Genomic DNA, 26,845 nt, shown 5'->3' on the forward strand with positions numbered 1-26,845 from the left:
CGGGGCATGCGATGCGTGGTGCTCGGAGCGACCGGTTATGTCGGCGGACGGCTGGTCCCGCAACTGCTCGACGCGGGCCACGACGTGCGCGTGGTGGCCCGCTCGCCGGAGAAGGTCGCCGAGGAGCCGTGGCGTGACCGGGTCGAGGTCGAACGCGGCGACGTCACCGATCCGGCCTCCATCGAGACGGCACTGGCCGACTGCGAGGTTGTCTACTACCTCGTACATTCCCTGGCGCGCAAGGACTTCGTCGACGTCGACCGGGAAGGGGCGCGGACGGTCGCCGAGGCGGCGAAGGCGGCGGGTGCCCGGCGGCTGGTTTATCTGGGCGGCATCGTGCCGGACGACGAGGAGCTGTCGCCGCACCTGGCGTCGCGCGCCGAAGTGGGCCGGGTCCTGCTGGATTCCGGAGTACCCGCCCTCGTCCTGCAGGCCGCGGTGATCATCGGTTCGGGTTCGGCGAGCTTCGAGATGCTGCGCTACTTGACCGAGCGGCTTCCCGCGATGGTGACCCCGCGCTGGGTGCGCAACCGCATCCAGCCGATCGCGATCCGGGACGTGCTGCACTATCTCGTGCACGCGGCCGACCTGCCGTCCGAAGTGAACGGCGCCTTCGACATCGGCGGGCCGGACGTGCTGACCTATTTGGACATGATGCGCCGATACGCCGTCGTCGCCGGTCTGCCGAGGCGAGCGGTCGTACCCGTTCCGGTGCTCACTCCGTGGCTGTCCGCGCAGTGGGTCAACCTGGTCACGCCCGTGCCGAAGTCGATCGCCGTACCGCTGATCGAATCGCTGGTGCACGAGGTGGTCTGTCACGACCACTCGATCGCCGAGCACATCCCCGACCCCGATGCCGGCCTGACGCATTACGAGTACGCCGTCGAACTGGCGCTGACCCGGATCCGCAACGCCGACGTGCCGACCCGCTGGTCGGACGCGTCGAGTGCCGCGGCGCCTTCGGATCCACTGCCGAGTGATCCGGATTGGGCGGGCGGGACGGTCTACGAGGATGAACGGGCGCAGCGGACGGATGCCTCGCCGGAGGCGCTGTGGGACGTCATCGAGTCGATCGGCGGGGAACACGGGTGGTACTCGTTCCCGCTGGCTTGGTCGGTCCGCGGCTGGGCCGACCGGCTCGTCGGCGGTGTCGGGTTGCGGCGCGGGCGGCGGGATCCGCGGCGGCTGCATCTCGGCGAGGCGCTCGACTGGTGGCGCGTCGAATATCTCGATCGGCCGCGCCTGCTGCGGTTGCGGGCGGAAATGAAGCTGCCGGGGCGCGCCTGGCTCGAACTCGGCGTCGAGTCCGATGAGGACGGTCGGACCGTGTACCGGCAGCGAGCGGTGTTCGAGCCGCACGGGCTGGCCGGGCACGCGTACTGGAAGGGGATCGCGCCGTTCCACGGTGTGGTGTTCGGTGGCATGGTCCGCAATATCACCGGTGCGGCACAAGGAGAAGCCTCGTGAGTGGCAGGGACGGTTAGAACCGTCCTCACCACTCACGAGACCATTGCCTACAGAGCCGGGTAAGCGTTCCTCAGCAACTCCTGGAACTGGGCGGAGAACCAGTGCCCGGAGAGCGGCGCGTCGGGCAGCGCGCCGGACAGGTTGTTCTGGTTCCGCGGGTTGCCGGTGTACGTCGGATCGCACATCCGGTCGAAACCCTTGCCCTCGGTGTTCGGGATCTCCTTGCTGGCGCCGTCGGATTCACCGGGCGGCTTGATCCAGACGTAGGCGTCGATCCCGGCTTCCGGCGCGGCCTTGGGGCGTTCGCCGAGCCCCGCGCCCGCCTGGTTGCACCAGTTCCCGAGATGGATGCGGCGATCCGTCCTGCTCCCGTTCACGTAGGCGTCGACCGTGGTGGACGGCCCGGGGCCGGACGGTCGCGCGGCACCGCCCCAGCCGTTGCGGGAGGTGTCGATGAGCATGCCGACGTCCGCCGGGAAGCCCGCCCGGATGGCCTCCTGCCGGAAAGCCTGCGCGTAGGACAGCTCGTCGACGTAGCGGTTCCAGTCCACCCACTTCGACGTCCGCACCGAAGTGCCGCCGACACTGTCGTTCACGGTGAAGTACGGCTCCCTGAGCGCCCCATAGTTCGCGGTGTTCGCGACGAAGCCGTGCACGTTGGCCAGTGTGCTGCCGGAACTCTTCGCGGCCTGTGCGAAGAGCGCGGCGGACGGGCCGAGGTTGTCGTCCCAGCCGAGCCAGCCGTGGTGCCCGGCGTCGATGTAGTTGTAGACGTTGGGGATCGCGCCGAACTTCGCCAGCGCGTAGCCGACACCGGCGACGTAGTTCCCGTTGGCCTTCATGACGTCGCATTGGGGCGTGGCCGTCGGCCGTGGTGTCACGTTGGTGACGAGGTTCGGCAGGGAGTCGATCTCGATCACGGTCACCACCCGCAACGTCGCGTACTTCGGATCGGCGAGGATCGTGGCGATCGGGTCGATGTACTCGGCCTGGTAGCGCGGGAGTTCGTCCGCCTTGAGCTCGCCGTTCGACGCGAGTGCGGAGCAGTCACGGCCGGGCAGGTTGTAGATCACCAGCTGGACGACCAGCGGTTTCCCGGCGGCCTGCTGAAGCGCTCCGTCGAGATGGGCGCGCAGCCCGCGGCTCGTGCTCGTGCCCTCGATGGCGGCGATCCGGTCGAGCCAGACTCCGGTCGGCTGGTTCGCGATTCTTGCGCCGCCAGGTTCGGCGGCGGCCTTCGCCGACCATTCCGGGTTCACGTACACCCCGGCGCCGGCGTAGGGGTTGTCCGCCTTGGGGCCGCCAGGACCGGGAGTGGTCGTGGTGGTGGGCGTGGTGGAACCGGTGCAGGTGGTGCCGTTCAAGGTGAAGACGGCGGGTTTCCCGTTGGTGCCGGAGTAGCTGCCGTTGAAGCCGGGGGAGACGGCGGCGCCGGTGTCGAGCGAACCGTTCCATCCCACGTCCCGGACCGTCACTCGCGTGCCCTGCTGGCCGAAGCTGCCGTTCCAGCCCTGCTGCACCTGCTGGTTTCCGGGGAAGTCCCAGCTCAGCGTCCAGCCTCCGCTGATCGGGTCACCGAGGTTGGTGACGGTGACGGTGGCCCCGAAACCGGTGTCCCATTGGTTGGTGATCGTGTAGTCGACCTTGCAGCCCGGTGCCGCTTCGGCGCTCGAGCCCAGCACCACCGGCACCGCCACCATCGCGAGTACCGCGCCGACGGCCGATGGTGCCGAAACACCCTTTCTGCGGAATCTCATGCGTCGCCTCCTTGCGACCGGAATCCGATTTATGGGAGCGCTCCCATCGAGGACCGTAGAGGGGCGGCCGGGGTCGTGACAAGGCCGGGCGAGCTGAAATGTGGGAACGCTCCCGGAATACGTCCTGACGGCGGCGAGCCTTCACCCGGACAGCGGGCGGGCGGTGACCGGAGATGACTCGGACGTATGGGATCGTGAGCGGATGAGGATCTTGCTCGTGGAGGACGAGCGAAGGCTGGCCGAATCGCTGCGCGCGGGGCTGAGCGCCGAGGGCTATGCCGTGGACGTCGCGCACAACGGCCGCGACGCGCTTTGGTACGCCGCCGAACACCCGTATTCCGCGATGATCCTCGACATCATGCTGCCGGGGCTCAACGGCTACCGCGTTTGCCGGAGACTGCGCGAACGGGGCGACACCACCCCGATCCTCATGCTGACCGCGAAAGACGGCGAGGACGACGAGATCGAGGCGCTGGACACCGGCGCCGACGACTTCCTCCCGAAGCCGTTCTCCTACGGCGTCCTGCTCTCCCGGCTCCGGGCGCTGATCCGGCGCGGGGGAGCGACCCGGCCGGGCACGCTCCGGCTCGGCGACCTCGAACTAGACCAGGCGAGCCGCGTCTGCCGTCGTGGCACGGCCGAGATCCCGTTGACCACCAAGGAGTTCGCTCTGCTGGCGTATCTGATGAAGCGGCAGGGCGAGGTGGTCACCAAAGCCGAGTTGCTGGAGAACCTCTGGGATTTCGCCGCGTCGGCGACCGTGAACCTTGTCGAGGTGCACGTGAGCGCGCTGCGGCGCAAGATCGATCTGCCGTTCGGGGCGGAGACGATCCGGACGGTGCGCGGCGCCGGCTATCACGTGGTGGGCTCCGGTGCCTAAGGCGTGGAGGTCGACCCGCTTCCGGGTCGCGCTGACGTCGTTCGTGACGTCGCTCCTCGCGCTCGGCGTCGTTTCGGCGTGGCTGGTGCTCGATGCCCAGAACCGGCTGGGGGCGGGGGCCGCGCAGGTGGCGAAGGCGCGCGCGGCGGCGATCGTGCAGCTGCTGAACACCGGCGCCGCGCCGGCCGATCTGCTCCTGCTCGTCCGGGACTCGGCCTACGAGGTGATCGACCGGTCAGGCAAGCGCGTAATCGGATGCCCCGGTCTGCGGCACGGCATGCTGAGCCAGTCGGACATGTACAAGCCCGGTGATTACGTGTCGGTACTCGAAGCGGGTGCGGTCGACGAGTCGATGGCGGGGTCGGTCGGCTGCCGGGGAGTGCTCGGCCGTGCTGTCGAGACCACCGAGACACGCGTGCACGTCGCGGCCGAGACGAGCGGCGACAGCAAGTACCGGATCTACGGCGCCGCCGTCGTCGACGAGTCCGGACAGGCGGCGCTCGATGCGGTGCGCGTGACGCTGCTGGCTGGTGTCCCGATGATCGCACTGCTGATCGGGGTGATCGCGTGGCTCGCGGTACGCCGTTCGCTGCGGCCGGTCGAGGCGATCCGCTCGGAGGTCGCGGAGATCGGCGCGCACGACCTCTCCCGCCGGGTCCCGGCCCCGGACAGCGCCGACGAGATCGCGAAGCTCGCCGAAACGATGAACACGATGCTCGCCCGCCTGGACACGGCGGTCACCCGGCAGAGCCGCTTCACCTCGGACGCGTCGCACGAACTGCGTACTCCGCTGGCCTCCCTGCGGACCCAGCTCGAAGTGTTGCTCGCCCATCCGGACCGGCTGGACTGGCGCGACGCCTGCCGCAACGCGCTGCTCGACATCACCCGGCTGCAGGATCTCGTCGGTGACCTCGTGCTGCTCGGCAAGCTGGACAACGCGGGGCCGGAACGGACCACGCCGGTGCGACTGTCCGAAGTGGTCGAGTCCTGTCTCTCCGGGCGGAGGAGTGTCCGGGCGGAGATCGACGGGGATCCGGTGGTCCTCGGCGACCGCGGCAGGCTGGAGCGGTTGCTGCGCAATCTGGTGGACAACGCGCAACGCCATACCAGTACGGGCGTCGAGATTCAGGTGTCCACTGTGGACGAAGTCGCCGTGGTCGCGGTCACCGACGACGGGCCGGGCATTCCCGCCGCGGACCGTGAGCGGGTGTTCGATCGCTTCGTGCGTCTCGACGACGGACGTGCGCGTGACGACGGTGGCGCGGGCCTCGGGCTGGCGATCGTCGCCGAGATCGCCGAGGCGCACGGTGGATCCGTCGAAGTCGCCGACCACGACGGCGGTGCCCGGCTCGTCGTCCGCCTGCCGTTGGCGAAAGCGCGAAGCTGAAGACGACTTCAGCTTCCTTAAGCTTCGGTTCAGCGTCCACGCACGAACCTTCGGGGCATGTTCGCTCCTGCACGCCGCTCCTGGTGGCGGCCCCTCGGCCACGCCGACTACCTGGCCTCGTCGTGGTTCCCCGGCCTCACCGGCGTACGCGCGCTCGCCGCCGTGGCCGTCGTCTTCTTCCACTACGGGGGCCCGGTCGTCGACCGCCTCCAAGGCTGGATCGCCGTGCAATTGTTCTTCGTGTTGTCCGGCTTCCTCATCACGACGCTGGCCCTGCGCGAGGAAGACCGTGACGGCCGGATCTCGTTGCGCGGGTTCTACCTTCGCCGGGTCTTCCGGATCATGCCGGTGTACTTCCTGTTGCTGGCGCTGACCACGGTCGCGGTCCTGCTCGGCGGGACGTACCAGAGCAGCAGGCTCGCCGACGCCATGCCGTACTACCTCGTCTTCGGCAACGAACTCGTCGACTTCAACACGCCCTACCCGACGTCGTGGTCGCTGGGCGTGGAGGAGAAGTTCTACCTGGTCTGGCCCGCGCTGCTGGTGCTGACTTCGTTCGCGCGAAGCGGGAGGGCGGTGCTGCGTCTGCTGCTGGGCGCTTCGGCTGTCCTGGGTGTCGTGCTGTTCGCGTTGCCCCTGGCGCCCTCGCATACCTGGGCGAGTCTTTCGGTGCACTATTGCTCGCTGGTCATCGGCTGCCTGCTGGCGATGACGCTCCACCATCCGCGCGGGTTCGCCCTCGTCCGGCCGCTGACCAGCCCGGTCGTCGCGACGGTCATCGGCTGCGGGTTCGTCGTGCTGCAGTTCTCCGTCGGCCCGCTGGCGAAGGCGCTCGGCGGGCACTGGCAGTTCGTCGTGCCGGTCTACGCGGCGGGCTCGGCACTGCTGCTCGTGGCCGTCGTTTCGCCGGGTCCGGTCCGGACGCTGCTCTCGAGCAGGCCGTTGACCTTCGTCGGCGACCGTTCGTACGCGCTCTACCTCGCCCAGACCGGCGCGGCCGGGGTCACGGGCTGGCTGCTGCCCAGCGGGCTCGCCAAGGCCGCCGCGACCACCGGTGTCGCGTTGGTGTTCGCCTGCGCGCTGCGCCGCTGGGTCGAACTGCCCGCCATCGCCTACGGCCGGAAGGTGATCGGACGACGCGCGCCCGCCGTCCCTCCGGTGGAGGCGACGGCGGGCGCGCGGTCGACGTCAGTGGTGCGCGGCCACCGCACCGGTGCCGGCGCTCTTCTTGACGAAGAGCGATCCGACGAACGCGGCGAGGCCGACGCAACCGGCGACCATGAACGTCGTGCGGATACCGCCCGCGTCGGGACTGACCGCCCCGGCCGTGGTCGTGCTGGCCGTGGCCACCGCGATGAACATGGCGGTGCCGAGCGCGCCGGCGAGCTGCTGAAGGGTGGCGAGGATCGCGCTGCCGTGTGAATAGAGGTGCTCGGGCAGCGAACCGAGGGATTCGGTCATCAGCGGCGTCATCATGAGGCCGAGCCCGCCCATCAGCAGGACGTGGATGGCGATGACCGCGATCAGCGGCGATCCCGCGCCGAGCAGGGCGAACAGCCACAGCGAGATCGCCATCGCGGCCGCGCCGGGGATGACCAGGGGCCGGGGGCCGAAGCGGTCGTACAGCGCGCCGACCGGGCGGCCGAGCAGCCCGAGGACCAGGCCGCCGGGAAGCACCGCGAGCCCGCTGACGAACGTGGTGGTGTGCAGGACGGTCTGCAGGTACAGCGGGAGCAGGATCGCCGCGGCGCCGAGCAGGCACATGAACAGCAGGGCCGTCAGCACCAGGGAGACGACGAAACTGCGGTGGGTGAACGGACGCAGGTCCAGCAGCGCGCGGTCCTCCTTCTGGAGGCGCAACTGACGCCAGGTGAACACCACGAGCGCCACGACACCGACCGCAATCGGCGCCCACGGCGGCACCGGCTGATGCCCGCCGGCGGATTCGCCGGACACCGACAGGCCGTACAGCACGCCGCCGAAACCGAGCGCGGACAGGACCACCGACAAGACGTCCAGCGGCACCTTGCGGGTGTCGCTGTCCAGCCGCAGCTGCACCATACCGACCACCAGGGCGGCGAGCGAGAGCGGCAGGACGATCCAGAACATCCAGCGCCAGCCGAGCGACGAGAGCACGGCGCCGCCGATGGTCGGGCCGATCGCCGGGGCGACCGCGATGACGATGGTGATCGTGCCCATCGTGGCGCCGCGTTTCTCGACCGGCACGAGGCGCATCACCGTGGTCATCAGCAGCGGCAGCATCACCGCCGTCCCGCAGGCCTGGATGACGCGGCCGGTCAGCAGGAGGGCGAAGCCCGGGGCCAGCGCGCTGACCAGGGTGCCGGTGCTGAACAGGGTGAGCGAGGCCAGGAACACCTGGCGCGGGGTGAACCGCTCGAGCAGGAACCCGGTGGTCGGGATGACGACCGCCATGGTGAGCAGGAAGCCGCTGGTCAGCCACTGGACGGTGGTGGTCGGGACCTGGAGGTCGACGGTCAGGTCACGCAGCGCGACGCTCAGGATGGTCTCGTTGAGGATCATCACGAACGCGGAAAGGACCAGGACCCCGATCAGGAGCCCGGCTTTCGCCGGTGCCCTTTCCTGGTCGTGGGCGGTTTCGGGCAGGGTCTCGGTCATCAGTGAAGGGCTCCTGGAAGGGCGCGGGTCCGCGTTGGCCACCTTCGGCGCCGGCAACGGTGACAGCGAAGGCGAGGCTGAGTCTTTCCGTTCAGTCTGCCCGTGCCGGTCGGTGTGTGTCACGTGAATTTCCGTAGTGAGTACGGTCACTGCGCTTTCGGGCAGTGCGGGACCGCGCGTGAGCGGAACGGTTTTCGGTGGCAGCACGATAAAATCGGCAGGTGACCAGAGCGATCACGGCGGATCGATGGCGTTCGGTGCGGCGAGCCTATCGGGTGACGGGTGCGCGATTCGCGGAACTGGTCGCCCGCGTTCCGGATCCGGACGCGATGGTCACCGCGGAGTGGACGGTGGCCGAAACGGTCGCCCATGTCGCGATGATCGCGAAGATGTACACCTCGCTGGTGCGGCCGGACGGCGCGTCGATTTTGGACGCCCGCGGGCATAGCCAGGTCGAGAAGACCACTGTGGACACCGTTTCCGTGCTGAACGCCTTGGTGTTGCGAGGTTTTCCCGAACGCGACATCCAGGTGCTCGTCACCGGATTGCTCGCGGACATCGAAGAAGTACTGCGGGTGACCGAGGGCGCGGACCCGGGTGCCCCGCTGGACTGGCTCGGGGGTTCGAAGGTGCCGCTGGCCGGCGTCCTCGCGCACCTCGTCAACGAACTGCAGATCCACGGCTGGGACATCGCCAAGGCGCTGAAGCTGCCGTGGACGATCCAGCCGGCTGACGCGGCGTTGTTCTTCGATCTGTTCTTGGTGGGTGTGCTGAGTCACGACATCGGGCACCTTCTCGACACCGGCGAGCCGCCGCGGGATCGACGCATCGCCGTGGCGTTCCGGTCCGCGTACACGTCCCCGGTCGTGCTGGTGCTGCATCGGGGGCGAGTGACGGTCGAGGAGTCCGGCGGACCGGTCGACGTGCGGATCTCCTTCGACCCGCCGACGCTGAACCTGATGCTGTTCCACCGGGTCGGCAAGCCGCGTTCCGCGCTGACGCGCAAGATCGTCGTCAGCGGTCCGCGACCGTGGCTGTTGCCCGCCTTCCTGCGGGTGGTCCGGTTGCCGTAGGGCTTCGGGTGGCTTGAGTGTTAGGTGCCTGCTGCCGGTGCGCGGATGGCGGTTTCGCGTGACTGGACGGACGACACACGTGTCTGGATGGACGACACGCGTGACTGGATGGACGACACGACCGCGGCCGGGTTCCGCCGCGTGTCGTCCGTCCAATCACGCGTGTCGTCCGGTCAGTCACGCGACATCGCCGGTGCCGAACCTCGTGAGTGTCGCCGCCGTGATCGAGGCCCGTTGCGGAGCATGGATCCGTACCGCGGCGAAGTGCACGGTGCGAGACCCCGACCAGGCCGTCAACCGTTGACAGGCGTGTCGAACCGGCGTCGCGAGTCTTCGATGTGGCCGAGGAACCGGTGGGTCCAGTCGCACATCCCGTCGACCGTGGCGCGCAGGCCGTGCCCCGCCTCGGTGAGGGTGTAGTCGACGCGCGGTGGCACCGTCGGGTGCACCGTCCGTTCGATCAGGCCGTTGCGCTCCAGCATGCGCAGGTTCTGGGTGAGCATCTTGTGACTGATGCCCTCGATGTCGTCGCGCAGTTCGGTGAACCGCCGGGTTCGGTCGCCGATCGTCTCGATGATCAGGAGCGCCCATTTGTTGGCGACGTCGGAGAAGATCTCCCGCGCCAGTGAGTCCGCCCGCATCAGATCGGCGTCGTCCGAACCGTTGAGCCGCTTGGTCACCATGAGGTTCCCCAGTCACGAAAAAGTGCGTTCTTCCAGGTCGTCGCACACTCTCCTACAGTTCCTGGGTAACCACAAGTGACCATGAAAGAGGAGTACGGATGAGCATCACCCTGGTGAACCCCGCGGGACTGCCGGAGATCCCCGCCTACCGGCAGGTGTCGATCGCGACCGGGTCGAAGCTGGTCTTCATCGCGGGGCAGGTGTCCTGGGACGCCGACGGTGTCCTCGTCGGCGAGGGTGACCTCGCCGCACAGGTCGAACAGTGCTACCTGAACATCGGCACCGCGCTCGCTGAGGCCGGCGCCACCTTCGACGACGTCGCGAAGATTACCGTCTACGTCGTCGACTGGACGCCGGACAAACTCGCGCTGTTCCTCGAAGGCGTGGACCGGGCGGCCGCGAAGCTGGGCGGCACCCCGGTCCCGCCGGGAACACTGATCGGCGTCGCGGCCCTCGACGTGCCCGAGCACCTCGTCGAGGTCGAGGCGACCGCGGTCGTCGACTGAGCGGTCACTGACCGCGCGCGGCGCGCCAGATCGGGCTGTCGACGTAGTGGTTGTCGTACTGCTTCGAGGACGCGGCGATCTCCGAGGGGTCGGCTTCACCGCGCGCGACCCGGTCGAGGAGCCGGTAGTAGTCGAAGCGGGCCATGCCCGGGGTGAAGGTGACCAGGACGTCGGCGTCCGAGCCGGCGGCGGGGCCGAACGCGTGCGGCACCTTGGGCGGCACGGCGAGGAAGTCGCCCTTCTCCAGCGTGTGCAGGGTTTCGTCGACGAGAACCTGGAGCTTCCCTTCGAGCACGAAGAAGAACTCGGTCGCCCGGATGTGGAAATGGGCCGGGGTGCCGAAGACGCCGTCCTTCAGGGTCGCGCGGTTCGCGGTGAAGCCCCCGTCGGTGGTGTCCGAGTCGGCCAGCAGCGTGATTTCGCTGCCCGGCGCGTCGCTGACGATCTCGGCGTCGGCGGCCCGGAGGAGGATGGGGTCGAACATGGTGGCGTCTCCCTGGTTTTCCGTGGTCAGCAGGCTCGCTGACAGGACCAGCTTCCCGCCGCGCCAGTCCTTGATCAACGCGGAATGCGGCACCGAACGATAATGCTCGGGTTATCGATCGCTGGTGTGTCGTGAGTGGTGATCCTGAGGGTGGTGAAGGCCTCCTTCACCACCCTCAGGGTAGGCAAGGAGGCCTTCACGGACCCGCGATCAGCCGCAGCCAGAATCCGGTAGATGCCCAGGACGCCTTGGTTCGAACCCGAATCGACACTTCCGGCCGGTCAGACGGCGAAGACCTGCGAGTCGTCGGCGAACGCCTTGAACTCCAGGGCGTTGCCCGCGGGGTCCAGCAGGAACATCGTCCACTGCTCACCGGTCTGACCCTCGAAGCGGACGTAAGGCTCGATGACGAACGAGGTGTCCGCCGCGCGCAGCCGGTCCGCGAGCTTCCGGAACTCCGGCACGGTGAGGATCAAGCCGAAGTGGGGCACGGGAACGTCGTGCCCGTCGACGGGGTTGTGGATCTGGCGCGGCCGCTCGGGCGCGAGGTGCGTGACGAACTGGTGGCCGTGGAGGTTCCAGTCGATCCACGTGTCGGAGCTGCGGCCCTGTTCGAGGCCGAGGACTTCGCCGTAGAAGGCGCGTGCGGCGGCGAGGTCGTCGACGGGCATGGCGAGGTGGAAGCGCGGGATGGGGGAGTCGAGGACGGTCATACCCAGGGGATCCTTTCCGGAGGGAGGTGCACGTGTCGCAATGTTAACATTAGGACAAAGTGCGTGGTCGCTACTATCGGGCGTTCCGGCGGGAGGGATGAGGATGAGCGAACCCGGCAGGGTGGTGCCGGCACGTCGTCGCGGGCTGGCGGACGAGGTCGCCGACAGGGTCAGGGACGCCATCTTCGGTGGCGCCTATCCGCCTGGCGCGCAGCTGCGCGAGGTCGAGCTTTCGGCGGCGCTCGGCGTCAGCCGCGGCCCCGTGCGTGAAGCACTGCTGAGACTGGAGCGCGAGGGTCTGGTCCGCAGCGAATGGCATCGCGGCGCGATTGTCACGACCCTGTCCGATGTGGACGTCGCGGAACTCGACAGCCTGCGGTCGGCGCTGGAACAGCTGGCCGTCCGGCTCGTGGTCGCGAACGCGCCGGACGCGGACCTTGCCGCGCTCGACGAGATCGTCGACCGGATGGACCGGGCAGGCGACGAGCACGAGATGGTCCGCTGTGACATCGACTTCCACGACGCGGTCTACGCGGCGTCCGGTCACCGGCGGCTCGTCGAGGCGTGGCAGGCGATCCGGTCGCAGGTGTACCTGTTCCTGCTGACGAGGATCGGCGTGAGTTCCGACGGCTACCTCGCGAGTATCCCGGCCGAGCATCGTCGGCTGGCGGCCGCTCTTCGTGCCCGTGACGGTGAGAAGGCGCTCGAACTGTTCGCTGTCCACCGCAGCGAGGCCTTCGCTGTGCTGACCGGGAAGTGATCGTGCCCGGCATCCTCTGGCACGAACGGGACGAAATGGTGCGCGGGTCTTGACGGCAAGGTTGGCCAAGGCTTAACTCAAGCCCTGAAATAAGACGTGTCCCGGGTCACAGGCTCCGGACGCGGCTTGGCCACTCACCCCGAGGACCATCGATGCGAATCGGAAAGATCGCTCCCGCGCTCGTCCTGGCGCTGGCGGCCGCCGCCACGACGGCGTGCGGCGGCGGCACGTCGTCCAGTGCTCCCAAGGAGCTCGTGTACTGGGCGTCCAATCAGGGCACCAGTCTCGACAACGACAAAGCCGTACTACAGCCCGAGCTCGACAAGTTCGAGAAGGCCTCCGGGATCAAGGTCAAGCTCGAGGTCGTCCCGTGGACGGATCTGCTCAACCGGATCCTCGCGGCCACCACCTCCGGCAAGGGGCCGGACGTGCTCAACATCGGCAACACCTGGTCGGCCTCGTTGCAGGCGACGGGTGCGTTCCTGCCGTTCGACGACGCCGCGCTGGAGAAGGTCGGCGGCAAGTCCCGCTTCCTCGGCCCATCGCTGGCGGCCACCGGGGCGAGCGGGCAGCCGCCGGTCGGCGTACCGCTCTACGGCCAGGCGTACGGCCTGTACTACAACAAAAAACTCTTCTCGGAGGCCGGTATCACCAAGCCGCCCGCCACCTGGGAGGAACTCGTCGAAGACGGCAAGAAGCTCACCAAACCCGACAAGGGCCAATGGGGGCTCTCGCTCCAGGCGGGTCAGATCACCGAGAACAGTCACCACGCGGCGATCCTCGGCGCCCAGCACGGTGCGCAGTTCTTCACTCCCGAGGGCAAACCGCAGCTGGCCTCGGATCCGTCGGTCGCGGCCGTCCAGCAGTTCGTCGATCTGATGCAGAAGGACAAGATCGTCAACCCGGCCAACGCCGAGTACGCCGACACCGCGAAATCCCTCAAAGATCTGTCGGACGGCAAAGCCGCGATGTTCATGAACCAGGCCTCCGCGGGGTCGTTCAAGAACATCGGGATGGACATGGCGAACCTCGGCGTCGCGCCGATCCCGCTGCCCGCCACCGCGCCGCCGAACGGCCGGAAGGTGACCAGTTTCGTCGCGGGCATCAACATGGCGGTCTTCAAGAACACCAAGAACCCCGACGCCGCACTGGACTTCGTGAAGTTCATGGTCTCGGCGCCGGAACAGGCGCTGCTCAACAAGACCTACGGTTCGCTGCCGACCGTCCAGGACGCCTACAGCGACACGGCGTTCCAGACCGAAGACGTCAGGGTCTTCCAGAACGTGCTCGCGAACTCGGCCGAGCCGATGCCCCAGGTCCCGCAGGAATCGCAGTTCGAGACCCTGATCGGTACCGCGATGAAGGCGATGTTCGCCGACGTCGCCGCGGGCGAGCCGGTCGACGGAGCCAAGATCCGTGACCAGCTGAACCAGGCGGACCAGCAGATCGCGGCCGGTAGTTGATGCCGACCGCTCTCGACGATGCCCCGGCCGTGAAGACGGCCGGGGCTCCCCGGCCCCGAGGTGTCCGGCGTGACCGGCGCCGGGCCGCGCTGCCGTATCTGCTCCTGCTGCCCGCGATCCTGCTCGAACTGCTCGTCCACCTGATCCCGATGATCGCCGGGCTCGTGATGAGCTTCTTCAAGCTGACGCAGTTCTACATCCGTGACTTCTCGTCCGCTCCGGCGGCCGGGCTGGACAACTACAAGTTCGTCCTCGACTTCGACGCCGCGGCGGGGAAGTCGCTGCTCGGCTCGTTCTGGATCACCGTCCTGTACACCGTTCTCTCCGTCGGGTTCTGCTGGCTGTTCGGAACGTCGGCCGCCGTGCTGATGCAGAAGAACTTCCGCGGACGCGGCCTGCTCCGGACCCTGTTCCTGGTGCCGTACGCGCTGCCGATGTACGCCGCCGTGATCACCTGGTCGTTCATGTTCCAGAAGGACACCGGCCTGGTGAACGACCTGCTCGGCACCGACTCCTTCTGGCTCATCGGGGACAACAGCTTCTGGTCGCTCGTGGTGGTCTCGGTCTGGCGGAACTGGCCGTTCGCGTTCCTGATCGTGATGGCCGGGCTGCAGAACATCCCCGGCGAACTGTACGAAGCGGCGGCCATCGACGGCGCGGGCTGGTGGCGGCAGTTCCGGGCCATCACCCAGCCGATGCTGCGGCCGGTCAACCAGGTCCTGCTGCTGGTGCTGTTCCTGTGGACCTTCAACGACTTCAACACGCCTTATGTCCTTTTCGGAGCGTCCGCGCCGAAGGAGGCGTCACTGATCTCGATCCACATCTACCAGAGCTCCTTCGTGACCTGGAACTTCGGCCTCGGCTCGGCGATGTCGGTGCTGTTGCTGCTGTTCCTGCTCATCGTCAGCACCGTCTACTTGGGACTGAGCGCGCGAAGGAGGAACGCCGTTGTCTGAGCCTCGCTGGGTCCCGTGGGCCCGCCGATTCGTCCTCGGCTTCCTCACCTTGTTCACGCTGGTGCCGCTGTACGCGATGGTTTCGTCGTCGCTGAAGCCGCTCGGGGACGTGCAAGGTACCTGGGAATGGGTGCCGACGACGCTGACCATCCAGCCGTTCTTCGACATCTGGGAGACCATCCCGCTCGCCGAATACTTCGTGAACAGCCTGGTCATCTCAGGCTCGGCCGCGATCCTCTCGGTGGTGATCGCGATCTTCGCGGCGTACGCCCTGAGCCGGTTCCGTTTCCGCGGCAAGAACTTCTTCAAGATGACCGTGCTGTCCACCCAGATGTTCCCCGGCATCCTGTTCCTGCTGCCGCTGTTCCTCATCTTCGTCAACATCGGCAACACCACCGGCATCGTCCTGTACGGTTCCCGGCTCGGGCTGATCATCACCTACCTGACCTTCTCGCTGCCGTTCGCCATCTGGATGCTCGCCGGCTACATCGACTCGATCCCCAGGGAACTCGACGAGGCCGCGATGGTCGACGGCACCGGGCCGCTCGGCGCGCTGATCCGCGTCGTCATCCCCGCGGCGATGCCGGGCATCGTCGCGGTGGGGATCTACTCGTTCATGACGGCCTGGGGCGAGGTCCTGTTCGCGTCGGTGATGACCGATTCGGGCACGCGGACCCTCGCGGTCGGTCTCCAGGAGTACTCGACCCAGGTCCAGGTGTACTGGAACCAGGTCATGGCCGCGTCCCTGATCGTCTCCGTCCCGGTAGTCGCCGGATTCCTGCTGCTCCAGCGTTATCTCGTCGCCGGGCTCACCGCCGGTGCCGTGAAATGACCAGCCCGTCGCTCCGTACAGAGAGGTCCGCCTTGAATCTGCACCTGCCCGCCGATTTCCTGTGGGGTGCGGCCACCGCCGCGTACCAGGTCGAAGGCGCCGTCGACGCCGACGGCCGCCTCCCGTCCATCTGGGACGATTTCGTCCGGGTCCCGGGTGCCGTCCTGAACGGCGACACCGCCGACGTCGCGTGCGATCACTACCGGCGCTGGCCGGAGGATCTCGCCATCATGAAGCGACTGGGCCTGGGCGCCTACCGCTTCTCGGTCGCGTGGCCGCGAGTGATCCCGACCGGCCGCGGCGCGGTCAACCCGTCCGGGCTCGACTTCTACGACCGGCTGGTCGACGCGTTGCTCGACGCCGGGATCCGGCCGTTCGCCACGTTGTTCCATTGGGATCTGCCGTCCGCCCTGCAGGCGAAGGGCGGCTGGCCCGAACGCGACACGGCCTATGCCTACGCCGACTACGCCGCCGTCGTGGCGGCTCGGCTGGGTGACCGGGTGAAGGACTGGAACACGGTCAACGAACCGCTGTGCTCGGCTTGGCTCGGCTACCTCGAAGGGCGTTTCGCCCCCGGGATCAAGGATCTCAAGCAAGCGATCCACGCCTCGCACCATCTCCTGCTCGCGCACGGCCTCGGGGTCCAAGCGATCACCGCGAACGCCGCGCAGCCCGCGAACATCGGCCTGGTGGTCAATCTCAGCGGGATCGAGCCGGCGTCGGATTCCGCCGCGGACGTCGAGGCGGCGGCGCGGATGGACGGACACGTCAACCGCTGGTGGCTCGACCCGTCGAACGGCCGCGGCTATCCCGCGGACATGATCGAGGTCTACGGCGTCGAACCACCCGTGGCGGGGAACGATCTCGAGGTGATCTCGGCCCCGGTCGGCTACCACGGCCTGAACTACTACTTCCGGCAGATCGTCGAGGACGATCCGAATGGTCCCGCCCCGCGCGCCCGGCAGGTGCCGGTCGAGGGTGCGGCCACCACCGCGATGGGCTGGGAGATCCACGGGCAGGGGCTGGCGGACCTGATCCACCGGCTCACCGACGAGTACGGTGCCCGTGCCATCTACGTCACCGAGAGCGGGGCGGCCTTCGACGACAAGGTCGCCGAAGACGGATCGGTCCATGACGCCGACCGCATCGCCTACCTGGAAGAACATCTGGGCGCGGTGGCGGGCGCCGCCGAAGCGGGCGCACCGGTGAAGGGCTACTTCGCGTGGTCGCTGCTCGACAACTTCGAATGGGACAGCGGGCTGAGCAAGCGGTTCGGGCTCGTGCGGGTCGATTACGACACGCAGGTCCGCACGGTCAAGGCGAGCGGGCACCGGTACGCGGAGATCATCGCGGCGCACCGGCACCGCTCGTGAGTGGTAAGGACGGCTAGGGCCAAGGATGTCTTGGCCACCTGCTGCCGATGCACGTGATTGGACGGACGACACGCGTGATTGGACGGACGTCACGTGAGAAGCCGGTCGGGTCTCATGGGTGGTAAGGACGGTTCTAACCGTCCTTACCACCCACGAGCGGTTCGTGCGGACGGATGGACCGAGGGGTCCGGATTCGTCGCGCGGTACGAACGGACGCCCGCCGAAACCTCCTAGGGTCGCCATGAACGAGGCGATCCTAGGAGGCGAAGCATGCGGACAATTTTGCGCGGCGGTCGTGTCATCGATCCGGCGACGGGGTTCGACGGCACGGCCGACGTGCTGGTATCCGACGGCGTGGTCACCGCCGTCGGGGAGGGATTGACCGCGGAGCCGGGCGACGTGGAGATCGACGTCTCCGGGCTCGTCGTCGGGCCGGGCTTCATCGACTTGCACAGCCACGTGCACACCATCGCGGGCCAGCGGCTGCAGGCGATGGACGGCGTGACGACCGCGCTCGACCTCGAGGCCGGGTTGATGCCGATCGAGCGGGCCTACGCCGAGGCGGCCGCCGCGGGCCGTCCGCTGCACTACGGCTTTTCCGCCTCCTGGGGTGCCGCGCGGGCGCAGGTGCTCGCCGGGATCGAGCCGGACGCGAATATCGACAGCGGGCTGGCGGTGCTCGGGAACCCGGCCTGGCAACGGTCTTCGTCACCGAAGGAACTGGCGGCCTGGCTGTCCCTTGTGGACGGTGAGCTGGCCGCGGGCGCGCTCGGTGTCGGCGTGCTGCTCGGCTACGCGCCCGACACCGACCCCGGCGAGTTCCTCGCGCTGGCCCGGCTGGCGCAGGAGGCCGGCGCGCCGACGTACACCCATGTCCGTGAACTGGTCGAGGTGAACCCGGAGACACCGATCGACGGTTCGGCCGAGATCGCGATCGTCGCGGCCGAGACCGGTGCCGCGATGCACCACTGTCACGTGAACAGCACGTCCGGCCATCAGATCGAGCGGGTGCTCGCGGCGCTCGAAGCGGGACGCGCGGCCGGGTCGCGGGTGACCGTCGAGGCCTATCCGTACGGGGCGGGCAGCACGGGGATCGGCGCCGCCTTCCTTTCGCCCGAGCGCCTGAAGATGAAGGGGCTGTCCCCGTCCAGCGTGATCATGCTGGAGTCGGGGGAGCGCATCGCCGATGAAGGCCGCCTGCTCCAGGTGCGCGCCGAGGATCCCGGCGCGCCCTGCATCCTGGAGTTCCTCGACGAAAGCAGCCCGCACGACCTCGGACTGCTGCGCCAGGCGCTTGCGTTCCCCGATGCCATCGTCGCGAGCGACGCGCTGCCCGTGTACTGGAAGAACGGCACGAGTGAGAGCACCGAATGGCCGCTGCCGCCCGGCGGCGCGACCCATCCGCGCACGGCCGGGACCTACGCCAAGACGTTGCGCCTGATGGTGCGTGAGAGCAAGGCCTGGACCTGGCTGGAGGCGTTCCGGCGCTGCTCCTACCTGCCGGCGCGGGTGCTCGACGAGGTCGCCCCCGGGGCGCTGGCCAAGGGACGGCTCAATGTCGGCGCCGACGCCGACATCGTCGTGATCGACCCGCACGCGATCACCGACGCGGCGACGTACTTCGACTCGACGCGGCCCTCCGTCGGTGTCCGGCACCTGTTCGTCTCGGGGGTCCCGGTCGTCACCGACGGGAATCTGCGCACGGACGCCTTCCCCGGCAGGCCGCTGCGGGGTGAGCCGCGATGAGCGACCTGCTCGCCGACATCGAGACGCTCGTGCGCTGCGAGTCGCCGTCGTCGGATCACGAAGCGGTGTCCCGCAGTGCCGAAGTGGTGGCCGGAGTCGGCCGGAGACTGCTCGGCGTGGATCCGGAGAAGATCGTCGTCGACGGCGTCACCCATCTCCGCTGGAGTTTCGGCGCCGGACCGCCTCGTGTCCTGCTGCTCGGTCACCACGACACGGTATGGCCGCACGGTTCACTGGAGACCCATCCGTTCTCCGTGCGGGACGGAGTGTTGCGCGGACCCGGTTGCTTCGACATGAAGGCGGGGGTCGTGATGGCGTTGCACGCCGCCGCGACCGTGCCCGACCGCGACGGACTGTCCATTCTGGTCACCGGTGACGAGGAGATCGGCTCGCCGTCCTCTCGTGCGCTGATCGAGGAGACCGCGGCGGGGTGCGACGCCGCGTTCGTGCTGGAGGCTTCGGCCGACGGCGGTGCGCTGAAGTGCCGCCGCAAAGGCGTTTCCCATTACCGGGTGGAGGTGACCGGCCGTGCCGCGCACGCCGGGCTCGAACCGGAAAAGGGGGTCAACGCGGCAATCGAGATCTCCCACCAGATCCTCGCGGTGGCCGCGCTCGCCGATCCCGGTGCCGGGACCAGCGTGACACCCACGGTCGTTTCGGCCGGTACGACGGTCAACACCGTTCCGGCCGCCGCGCTTGTGGCCGTGGACGTCCGTGTCTGGAACGAGGCCGAACAACTCCGTGTCGACCGGGCCATCCGGGAACTCCGTCCGGTCCTGGACGGCGCCGAGGTCCGGGTGACCGGCGGGATCAACCGGCCGCCGCTCGAAGAAGGCTCGTCGGCGGGACTGTTCGCCCTTGCCCGCGAACTGGCGGAGGAACTCGGCCTCGGAGAACTGAATTCCGCGTCGGTCGGTGGTGCCTCGGACGGCAACTACACCGCCGGGATGGGCGTTCCCACGCTCGACGGCCTGGGCGCCGTCGGCGGCGGGGCGCACGCCGATCACGAACACGTCATCGTCGCGGAACTGCCGCGCCGTACCGCTTTGCTGACCGCGCTCGTGGAAACCGTACTCGCGAAGCGGGGTCCGTCCGGTGCGACGAATCCCGCGGGCGAATCTGGTACGGCACGACGGTGACTCGGCCGAGGTGCCGGGAAAGGATTGCCCCGTGACAAATCTTGCTGCGAACGCGGAAAGCCCGGCGTCGGTGGCGGTACGCGACGAGGCTGTCGCCGCCGCGCGGGCCTCGGCCGTGGCTTCGGGCGTCGAAATCCGCGAACTGACCGAAATCGCCGAGCTGGCCGCCGTGGTCGGCCTGTTCGAGTCGATCTGGCGGTCCGCGCCGGGCGGCAGGCCGGTGAGCACGGAATTGCTCCGCGCGATGTCCACGGCCGGGAACTACGTCGCGGGCGCGTTCGGGAACGGTGAACTGCTGGGCGCCTGTTTCGGATTCTTCGGAAGCCCCGGAAAGGCGAGCCTGCACAGCCATATCGCCGGTGTCGCCAAGGCGGGTGCGGGCCGCGGGATCGGGCACGCGCTCAAACTGCACCAGCGCGGATGGGCACTGCACCAGGACGTCTCGGTGATCACCTGGACGTTCGACCCGCTGGTGCGGCGCAACGCCTATTTCAACCTGGGGAAACTCGGCGCGCGCCCGATCGGTTACCTGCCCGACTTCTACGGTCCGATGGAGGACGACATCAACGGTTCGGGCGACACCGACCGGCTGATGGTCGGCTGGGATCTCCGGAGCCCGGAGGTCCGCGCCGCCGCCTTCGGCGAACCGGTCCTCATCGACGCGGAAGCGCTGGGCGCGGCGAGGGCGCTCTCGGTCGGTCCCGACGGCGGTCCGAGCATCGGATCCTCGGACACGCCGACCGTGCTCGTCGCGGTCCCGCCCGACATCGAACGGTTGCGCCGCACCGATCCCGGTCGCGGCAGCGCGTGGCGCGTCGCCCTGCGCGAAGTCCTCGGCGGACTGATGGCGGACAACGCCCACGTCGCCGGTTTCGATCGTGCCGGCTGGTACGTGATCTCCAAGGAGCAGTCGTGAAACTCAGCGGTGTGGAACTTCGCCGGGTCCGGATGCCGCTAGTGGCCCCGTTCCGGACGTCGTTCGGTACACAGTCCGAACGAGAACTGCTGCTCGTCCGCGCGGTGACCCCGGCGGGCGAGGGCTGGGGCGAATGCGTCGCGATGGAGGCGCCGCTCTACTCGTCGGAGTACAACGACGCCGCCGAGCACGTGCTGCGGAACCATCTGATCCCCGCCCTGCTGGCGGCCGAGGACGTGACCGCGCACAAGGTGACGCCGTTGCTGGCGAAGTTCAAGGGGCAACGGATGGCGAAGGGCGCGCTGGAGATGGCGGTCCTCGACGCCGAACTCCGCGCGCACGACCGGTCCTTCGCGGCCGAGCTGGGGTCCACTCGCGACTCCGTGGCCTGCGGCGTCTCGGTCGGGATCATGGACTCGATCCCGCACCTGCTCGACGTCGTCGGTGGTTACCTCGACGAGGGCTACGTCCGGATCAAGCTGAAGATCGAACCCGGCTGGGACGTCGAGCCGGTCCGCCGAGTCCGTGAGCGCTTCGGTGACGACGTGCTGCTGCAGGTCGACGCGAACACCGCGTACACGCTGGACGACGCGCCCTTGCTGGCCCGGCTCGACCCGTTCGGCCTGCTGCTGATCGAGCAGCCGCTCGAAGAAGAGGACGTGCTCGGCCATGCCGAACTGGCGAAACGCATCCGGACGCCGATCTGCCTCGATGAGTCGATCGTCTCGGCCAAGGCCGCCGCGGACGCGATCAAGCTCGGCGCCTGCCAGATCGTCAACATCAAACCGGGCCGGGTCGGCGGTTACCTCGAAGCCCGCCGGGTGCACGACGTCTGCGCGGCGCACGGGGTCGCGGTGTGGTGCGGCGGGATGATCGAGACCGGGCTCGGCCGGGCGGCCAACGTCGCGCTGGCCTCGCTGCCCGGTTTCACGCTGCCGGGCGACACCTCGGCGTCCGGCCGGTTCTACCGCACCGACATCACCGAGCCGTTCGTGCTCAACGCCGGGCATCTGCCGGTGCCGGCCGGACCGGGTCTCGGCGTGACTCCGATTCCCGGGCTGCTGGACGAGGTGACCACGGAGAAAGCGTGGATCGGTTCGTAGCGTTCTACGAATTCCGGGGTTAGATTTGGTCGGATCGAACCGGTCGGTTCGGCGACGCCGGGTTTAACTTCGGGGGGTGCTGACACCGGTGCCCAGCAAGCCGCATACGAGCTTGGGACGCGTCCTCGAAGACCTCGGGGACGTGCTCCTGGAGCCGGTCGCGGTCGGCCGGACCACCCGCAAGCAGCTCGGCGGGGTGGTCATCCACGATCCGCACGACGAATCCGACATCCCTGGCGGTGCCGTCGTGCTCGGCGTCGGGGTGCGGGACCAGGACGAGGTCGTCCGCCTCTTGCACGACGTGGGTGCGAGAGGCGCGGCGGCGCTCGTCGTCCGGTCTCCCGTCACCCCGGCGCCGGAACTCCGGCGAGCCGCGGAGTCTTCCGGGGTCGCCCTGCTGGGGCTCGCGCGAGGCGCGTCCTGGGCGCAGCTCGCCGCCATGCTCAGGACGTTGCTCGCCGAAGAGGACGTCGGCGAGGTCTCGCCGCAGACCCTCGGTGGAATGCCTTCGGGTGATCTGTTCGCGCTGGCCAACGCGATCGCCGCGCTCATCGACGCGCCGGTGACCATCGAGGATCGCAACAACCGGATCCTCGCGTTCTCCGGACGCCAGGACGAAGCGGACCCGTCCCGGGTGGAAACGATCCTCGGCAGGCAGGTTCCGGAGCGGTTCGCCCGCGGCCTCGAACAGGACGGCGTCTTCGAGAAGCTGTACCGAGACCAGGCGCCCGTGTACGTCGATCCGCAGCGGTACGACGACAGTGCCATCGCGCTGCCTCGCGTGGCGCTCGCCGTCCGCGCCGGCGACGAGGTACTCGGATCGATCTGGGCCGCGGTCCGGGAACCGCTCAGCGGGGAGCGCACGCAGGCGTTGATCGACGCCGCCAAACTCGTCGCGTTGCACCTGCTCCGGTTACGCGCGGGCGCCGACGTCGAGCGGCGGCTGCGCGCGGATCTGGTGAGCACGGCACTCGAAGGAGGGTCCGGCGCACCGGAGGCCATCGCCCGGCTCGGGTTGCTCGGCCAGCCGTCGATCGTGCTCGCCATGGGACTGCTCGGCACACCGGACCCCGAGGACGACCTCCGGCTGGTCGCGGACCGCCAGCGGGTGGCCGACGCGCTGGCCATGCACCTGAGCGCCGTCCAGCCTCGTTCGGCCGTCGCGCTGGTCGGCGACGTCGCGTACGGCATCCTCCCGATGCCCGGCGGCCAGGCCGACTGCCAGGAGCGTTCGGTTCGGGTCGCGTCGACCTTCCTGGAGCGCACGGGACGCCGGGCGGCGGCCGCGATCGGCATCGGGCCGCTCGCGCTCGACGCGTCCGGTCTGCACGCCTCCCGCGACGGTGCTGACCGGGCGTTGCGCGTGCTGCTCACCAACGGCGGCGCCAAACGCGTCGCGACCGCCGAAGACGTTCACGTCGACGCGCTCATGCTGGAGCTGGCCGACCTCGCCGCGGCCAGGGGAGACGTCGCGACGGGACCGGTCGCGCGGTTGCTGGCCTACGACGCTCAGCACCAATCACAACTGGTGCACACCCTTCGGTGCTGGCTCGACGCTTTCGGTGACATCGGAGCCGCGTCCGCGTCGGCCTACGTCCATCCGAACACCTTCCGCTACCGGCTGCGGCGCCTCGCCGAAGTCGGCGAGATCGACCTCGACGACGCGGGGGAGCGGTTCGCCGCGATGCTGCAATTGCGGCTGCTGCCCCGCGACGCGCGGACCGGGCCGCCCGGCACTGAAGACTGACCTTCGGTCTTCCGGCCCGAAACGACGGCCGATGTTCGTGTGATCGCACGAACTCCGCTCGGCCACCGCGTTTCAGAATGAGTGACCGGCGCCACGCTCGCGCCGTTCTCCCTTCTCTTCCGAAGATCCCGCGGAGGCGCCATGACGGCAGTGGTCAATGAGGACACCTGGACAGCACGGCGGATCAACAGGACCGCGCTCATCACGATGGTGGTGATGGTGTTCGCGTGGGCGGTCGACTACATCGACCGGTTCTCGATCGGGATGGCGTTGCCGATGATCGGCGCCGAATTCGAGCTCAGCAAGACCGAACAGGGCTGGCTCGTCACCGTGTTCGCGCTGGTGTACATGGTCTGCCAGATTCCGGCGGGCTTCCTCGCCGACCGGTACGGCTCGCGGGGGCCGATGCTGGTGACGCTGCTGCTCTGGTCGGCGTTCACCGCGATGACCGGGATGGCGGGCACCTTCGGCATGCTGCTCGTCGTCCGCGGTCTTTTCGGTGTGTGCCAAGGACTTTTTCCGGCGGCCTCGTTCAAGGCGATCGCCGAACGGACCACCCCCGGCAATCGCGCGACGGTGACCGGCGTGATGCTGTCCGCGGGCGGCATCGGCGCCGGCCTGGCGCCGCTGATCGTCGGCCCGCTGCTGATGGCGGTCGGCTGGCGGCACACGTTCTTCTGGATGGCTGGGATCGGCGCGCTCATCGGTGTTGCCGTGTGGACGATCCTGCCCAAGGCACTGCCCGAAAGGCTGAGCAGCCTTCCGCGCGACGTGGTGAAAACCCCCGAGGTATCCCGGAAACAGGTGCTGAAGTCCCCGGTGATCTGGAAGTTCACCCTGCTGTTCTGCGTCACCAACATGCTCAACTACGGGATGATCACGTGGGTGCCCAGCTACCTGCTGGAGTCGAGGGGGCTGTCGCTGAGCCAGACCGGGATTCTGGCCGCGATCCCGATGCTGGTCAGCATCGGCACGACCATTCTCGGCGGCTGGCTGTTCGACCGGTACTTCCACGATCACGGCCGCTGGTACCTCGGTTCGATCGCGCTGGTGACCGTGGTGCTGCTGACGTTGATGGTGAACGCGGACAGCACGGCGGAGTTCACGCTCTACGAGACGCTCGCCCTCGCTGTCTTCGGTATGGCGACGATGGCGGTCTTCGGCCTTCCGCTGCGGGTGCTCCCCACCGCGGTCACCGGGATCGGCATGGGAGTGATGAACTTCGGCGGCCAGGTGGCGGGTGCCGTCGCCCCGGTGGCGATGGGGTGGCTCGCCGACACCTTCTCCTACAGCGCCGCGTTCGGTTTCCTCATCGGCACCACCTTCCTCACCGCCGTGATGGCGTTCTGGGTGCCGCAGAACCCGGCGCAGTTCTCGTTCTCCCCGGCGAAAACCAGCACCGGCTCGTGAATGGCAATGACGGTTCTAACCGTCCTTACCACTCACGAGCCTCAAGCAGACAGGAGTCCCATGCGCACAGCGTCCGAAGTCATCGAAACGATCACCGAACGAGCGAAGGAGGCCGGCGTCCGGGTCCGGTTGCACGCGGCCGAAATCGACGGCACCCGGCGGATCGGCGTCGACGAGCACGCTCCTGTCGTCACGGCGTCGGTCTTCAAGGTCCCGATCGCGCTGGAACTGGCGAAGCAGGGCGCCGAGGGCGGCCTCGACCTCGGCGAGCGGGTCAGCGTCCCACCTGGACACCCGACGCCGAGCCCGTACGGCCTCGCCACCTTCCGGCACGAGATCGCGATGTCCTGGTACGACCTCGCGATCCTGATGATCGGGATCAGCGACAACGTCGCCACTGACCTGATCCTCGACCGCGTCGGGCAGGAATCGACGGAGAAAACCTTGTGTGGCCTCGGTTTCGAGCACACCACCGTGTCGCAGGACTGCGGGGAGGTGCTCGGCAGTATCGGCGAGGACCTCGGGATCTCCTACGAGGACGACGAAAGACTGCTGACCGAACTCCCGATGGAGCGCATCGCGTCGTTGCGCGCGCTCCAGCCGGAACACACTTGCGCCACGACAGCCGAAGAGATCACCCGGTTGCTCGGGATGATCTGGCGTGACGAGGCCGCGTCGCCGTCCGCGTGCGCGGACGTCCGGCGCTGGATGGAACTCCAGGTGTGGCCGCACCGGCTCCGGTCCGGGTTCCCGGACGACGGGATCCGCGTCAGCGGCAAGACCGGGACTCTTCCGTCGGTGCGCAACGAGGTCGGCGTGGTCGAGTATCCCGATGGCGGCCGTTACGCGGTCGGAGTTTTCACCGACGCCGTCGACGCACGGTCACGCGTGCCGGAGCGTGACGCGTTCATCGGGTTCGCCGCGGCGCGGGCCGTGGAATGGCTCAGGCTTTGCGCCGAGCCAGGTGGCGAATGATCAGCAGCACGATGCATACGACCGCGACGGCGCCGGCGATCATGCGGAGGGTCCAGTCCAGCCCCGCGAACTGGCCGATCGCGTTGGTGGCCGCGCTGACGAGGAGGACGAGCCAGAGGGAAGCGGTGACCAGTGCGCCGCCGGACTTTTCGGTGTCGTTCATGAAGAAGACGCTAGGGTTCGGCAGGGCGGGCGACCAGGGGAGTGGCCCCCGTCGCGAGGTGGTGCTGGCGCTACCTTCGCGACCGCACCGAGCGCAACGTCCTCATCGTCGTCGAAGATCTCGACGCGGTCATCGCCTTCTTCGTCGAACTCGGAATGGAGCTGGAGGGCAAGGGACCACTCCATTGGCCGGGGGCTGAACGGGTCATCGGGCTCGAAGACGTCCGCCAGGACGTCGCCATGCTGCGGATCCCGGACGGTCCCGGAGGGATCGAGCCGGCGAAGTTCCACCGGCCGAAGGCCATCGGCCCCGAACCCAAGGACGCGCCGGCGAACACGCTGGGCATCCGCCGTGTCAGGTTCGCGGTCGACGACATCGAAGACGTCATCGCCCGCTCGCGTGCCCACGGCGCGGAACTCGTGGGTGGGCTGGAGCGGTACGAGAACAGCTATCTGCTCTGCTACGTCCGCGGTCCCGAGGGCATCGTCGTCGGACTGGCGGAAGAGCTCGGAGGCTCGTGAGTGGTAAGGGCGGTTCTCTTTGAAAGGTCAGGCATACGTGGCGGGTCGGCCGCGGACTTATCGCCACGAGGATCCGGCTCGGGCATGAGTGTCCACAAGGGACGGAGAATCAGTTTCCGGCGCCTGATTCGAGCACTTGCGCAGTTTCGCGTGG

The 26,845-nt window shown here is 68.4% G+C and carries 24 protein-coding genes and 1 pseudogene; 19 read left to right on the plus strand and 6 right to left on the minus strand.

Features of this window, described 5'->3' with window-relative positions:
* The first annotated feature begins 6 nt into the window (after nt 1–6).
* Nucleotides 7–1,467, plus strand: coding sequence for an SDR family oxidoreductase (locus LCL61_RS23230; RefSeq protein ID WP_340681655.1), 1,461 nt, complete (start codon nt 7–9; stop codon nt 1,465–1,467).
* A 47-nt stretch (nt 1,468–1,514) separates the two neighbouring features.
* On the opposite strand, the gene LCL61_RS23235 is transcribed toward LCL61_RS23230, so the two are convergent.
* Nucleotides 1,515–3,224, minus strand: a complete 1,710-nt coding sequence (locus LCL61_RS23235; RefSeq protein ID WP_340681656.1) for a glycoside hydrolase family 6 protein — start codon at nt 3,222–3,224, stop codon at nt 1,515–1,517.
* A 202-nt stretch (nt 3,225–3,426) separates the two neighbouring features.
* Here LCL61_RS23235 and LCL61_RS23240 point away from each other — a divergent pair, with 202 nt between their 5' ends.
* From LCL61_RS23240 to LCL61_RS23250, 3 genes and pseudogenes are all read left to right on the plus strand, one after another.
* Complete coding sequence (locus tag LCL61_RS23240; RefSeq protein ID WP_340681657.1) at nt 3,427–4,104, plus strand: response regulator transcription factor; 678 nt, start codon at nt 3,427–3,429, stop codon at nt 4,102–4,104.
* Entirely contained in the window at nt 4,097–5,491 is a 1,395-nt protein-coding gene (locus tag LCL61_RS23245) for an ATP-binding protein (protein ID WP_340681658.1), read from the plus strand. The genes LCL61_RS23240 and LCL61_RS23245 overlap by 8 nt, the downstream gene beginning before the upstream one ends.
* 57 nt (nt 5,492–5,548) lie before the next feature.
* Nucleotides 5,549–6,514, plus strand: a pseudogene (locus LCL61_RS23250) (acyltransferase family protein); the annotation flags it as partial.
* Nucleotides 6,515–6,679: 165 nt separating this feature from the next.
* Here the strand turns inward: LCL61_RS23250 and LCL61_RS23255 are convergent.
* A complete protein-coding gene (locus LCL61_RS23255; protein WP_340681659.1) occupies nt 6,680–8,128 on the minus strand; it encodes a DHA2 family efflux MFS transporter permease subunit in 1,449 nt (482 codons plus the stop codon).
* 299 nt (nt 8,129–8,427) lie between these two features.
* Between LCL61_RS23255 and LCL61_RS23260 the strand changes: the two genes are divergently transcribed.
* Nucleotides 8,428–9,201, plus strand: a complete 774-nt coding sequence (locus LCL61_RS23260) for a maleylpyruvate isomerase N-terminal domain-containing protein (RefSeq protein ID WP_340688655.1) — start codon at nt 8,428–8,430, stop codon at nt 9,199–9,201.
* 293 nt (nt 9,202–9,494) lie between these two features.
* Here LCL61_RS23260 and LCL61_RS23265 read toward each other — a convergent pair whose 3' ends face one another.
* Entirely contained in the window at nt 9,495–9,884 is a 390-nt protein-coding gene (locus LCL61_RS23265; RefSeq protein WP_340681660.1) for a helix-turn-helix domain-containing protein, read from the minus strand.
* Between the two features lie 98 nt (nt 9,885–9,982).
* Between LCL61_RS23265 and LCL61_RS23270 the strand changes: the two genes are divergently transcribed.
* The gene (locus tag LCL61_RS23270; protein WP_340681661.1) at nt 9,983–10,390 is read left to right on the plus strand and encodes a RidA family protein; all 408 of its coding nucleotides are present in this window, start codon (nt 9,983–9,985) and stop codon (nt 10,388–10,390) included.
* Between the two features lie 4 nt (nt 10,391–10,394).
* Here LCL61_RS23270 and LCL61_RS23275 read toward each other — a convergent pair whose 3' ends face one another.
* A complete protein-coding gene (locus LCL61_RS23275; RefSeq protein ID WP_340688656.1) occupies nt 10,395–10,874 on the minus strand; it encodes a cupin domain-containing protein in 480 nt (159 codons plus the stop codon).
* Between the two features lie 281 nt (nt 10,875–11,155).
* Entirely contained in the window at nt 11,156–11,587 is a 432-nt protein-coding gene (locus LCL61_RS23280) for a VOC family protein (protein WP_340681662.1), read from the minus strand.
* Between the two features lie 103 nt (nt 11,588–11,690).
* Here LCL61_RS23280 and LCL61_RS23285 point away from each other — a divergent pair, with 103 nt between their 5' ends.
* The 12 genes from LCL61_RS23285 (at nt 11,691) to LCL61_RS23340 (ending at nt 26,007) form a co-directional block, all read left to right on the plus strand.
* A complete protein-coding gene (locus tag LCL61_RS23285; protein ID WP_340681663.1) occupies nt 11,691–12,347 on the plus strand; it encodes a GntR family transcriptional regulator in 657 nt (218 codons plus the stop codon).
* Between the two features lie 152 nt (nt 12,348–12,499).
* Complete coding sequence (locus LCL61_RS23290; protein WP_340681664.1) at nt 12,500–13,810, plus strand: sugar ABC transporter substrate-binding protein; 1,311 nt, start codon at nt 12,500–12,502, stop codon at nt 13,808–13,810.
* Nucleotides 13,810–14,766 carry a sugar ABC transporter permease gene (locus LCL61_RS23295; RefSeq protein ID WP_340681665.1) on the plus strand — a complete coding sequence of 319 codons (957 nt, stop codon included), beginning with the start codon at nt 13,810–13,812 and terminating at the stop codon, nt 14,764–14,766. The genes LCL61_RS23290 and LCL61_RS23295 overlap by 1 nt, the downstream gene beginning before the upstream one ends.
* The gene (locus LCL61_RS23300) at nt 14,759–15,598 is read left to right on the plus strand and encodes a carbohydrate ABC transporter permease (protein ID WP_340681666.1); all 840 of its coding nucleotides are present in this window, start codon (nt 14,759–14,761) and stop codon (nt 15,596–15,598) included. Before LCL61_RS23295 ends, LCL61_RS23300 begins: the two co-directional genes overlap by 8 nt.
* Nucleotides 15,599–15,630: 32 nt before the next feature.
* Nucleotides 15,631–16,971 carry a GH1 family beta-glucosidase gene (locus LCL61_RS23305; protein ID WP_340681667.1) on the plus strand — a complete coding sequence of 447 codons (1,341 nt, stop codon included), beginning with the start codon at nt 15,631–15,633 and terminating at the stop codon, nt 16,969–16,971.
* 270 nt (nt 16,972–17,241) lie between these two features.
* The gene (locus LCL61_RS23310) at nt 17,242–18,717 is read left to right on the plus strand and encodes an amidohydrolase family protein (protein WP_340681668.1); all 1,476 of its coding nucleotides are present in this window, start codon (nt 17,242–17,244) and stop codon (nt 18,715–18,717) included.
* Entirely contained in the window at nt 18,714–19,856 is a 1,143-nt protein-coding gene (locus LCL61_RS23315; protein WP_340681669.1) for a M20 family metallopeptidase, read from the plus strand. Before LCL61_RS23310 ends, LCL61_RS23315 begins: the two co-directional genes overlap by 4 nt.
* A 31-nt stretch (nt 19,857–19,887) precedes the next feature.
* The gene (locus LCL61_RS23320; RefSeq protein WP_340681670.1) at nt 19,888–20,772 is read left to right on the plus strand and encodes a GNAT family N-acetyltransferase; all 885 of its coding nucleotides are present in this window, start codon (nt 19,888–19,890) and stop codon (nt 20,770–20,772) included.
* A complete protein-coding gene (gene menC, locus LCL61_RS23325; RefSeq protein ID WP_340681671.1) occupies nt 20,769–21,875 on the plus strand; it encodes an o-succinylbenzoate synthase in 1,107 nt (368 codons plus the stop codon). Before LCL61_RS23320 ends, menC begins: the two co-directional genes overlap by 4 nt.
* A gap of 76 nt (nt 21,876–21,951) precedes the next feature.
* A complete protein-coding gene (locus tag LCL61_RS23330; protein WP_340681672.1) occupies nt 21,952–23,622 on the plus strand; it encodes a PucR family transcriptional regulator in 1,671 nt (556 codons plus the stop codon).
* A 141-nt stretch (nt 23,623–23,763) separates the two neighbouring features.
* Nucleotides 23,764–25,032 (plus strand): MFS transporter, encoded by a 1,269-nt coding sequence (locus LCL61_RS23335; protein ID WP_340681673.1) that lies wholly within the window; start codon nt 23,764–23,766, stop codon nt 25,030–25,032.
* 60 nt (nt 25,033–25,092) lie between these two features.
* Nucleotides 25,093–26,007 carry a serine hydrolase gene (locus LCL61_RS23340; protein WP_340681674.1) on the plus strand — a complete coding sequence of 305 codons (915 nt, stop codon included), beginning with the start codon at nt 25,093–25,095 and terminating at the stop codon, nt 26,005–26,007.
* Here the strand turns inward: LCL61_RS23340 and LCL61_RS23345 are convergent.
* Nucleotides 25,976–26,170 carry a hypothetical protein gene (locus tag LCL61_RS23345; RefSeq protein WP_340681675.1) on the minus strand — a complete coding sequence of 65 codons (195 nt, stop codon included), beginning with the start codon at nt 26,168–26,170 and terminating at the stop codon, nt 25,976–25,978. The two genes, LCL61_RS23340 and LCL61_RS23345, sit on opposite strands and share 32 nt — an antisense overlap.
* A 41-nt stretch (nt 26,171–26,211) precedes the next feature.
* Between LCL61_RS23345 and LCL61_RS23350 the strand changes: the two genes are divergently transcribed.
* Nucleotides 26,212–26,691 carry a VOC family protein gene (locus LCL61_RS23350; protein ID WP_340681676.1) on the plus strand — a complete coding sequence of 160 codons (480 nt, stop codon included), beginning with the start codon at nt 26,212–26,214 and terminating at the stop codon, nt 26,689–26,691.
* Nucleotides 26,692–26,845: the final 154 nt, after the last annotated feature.

Source organism: Amycolatopsis coloradensis, from assembly GCF_037997115.1.
In the GTDB taxonomy this organism is placed as follows: domain Bacteria; phylum Actinomycetota; class Actinomycetes; order Mycobacteriales; family Pseudonocardiaceae; genus Amycolatopsis; species Amycolatopsis coloradensis_A.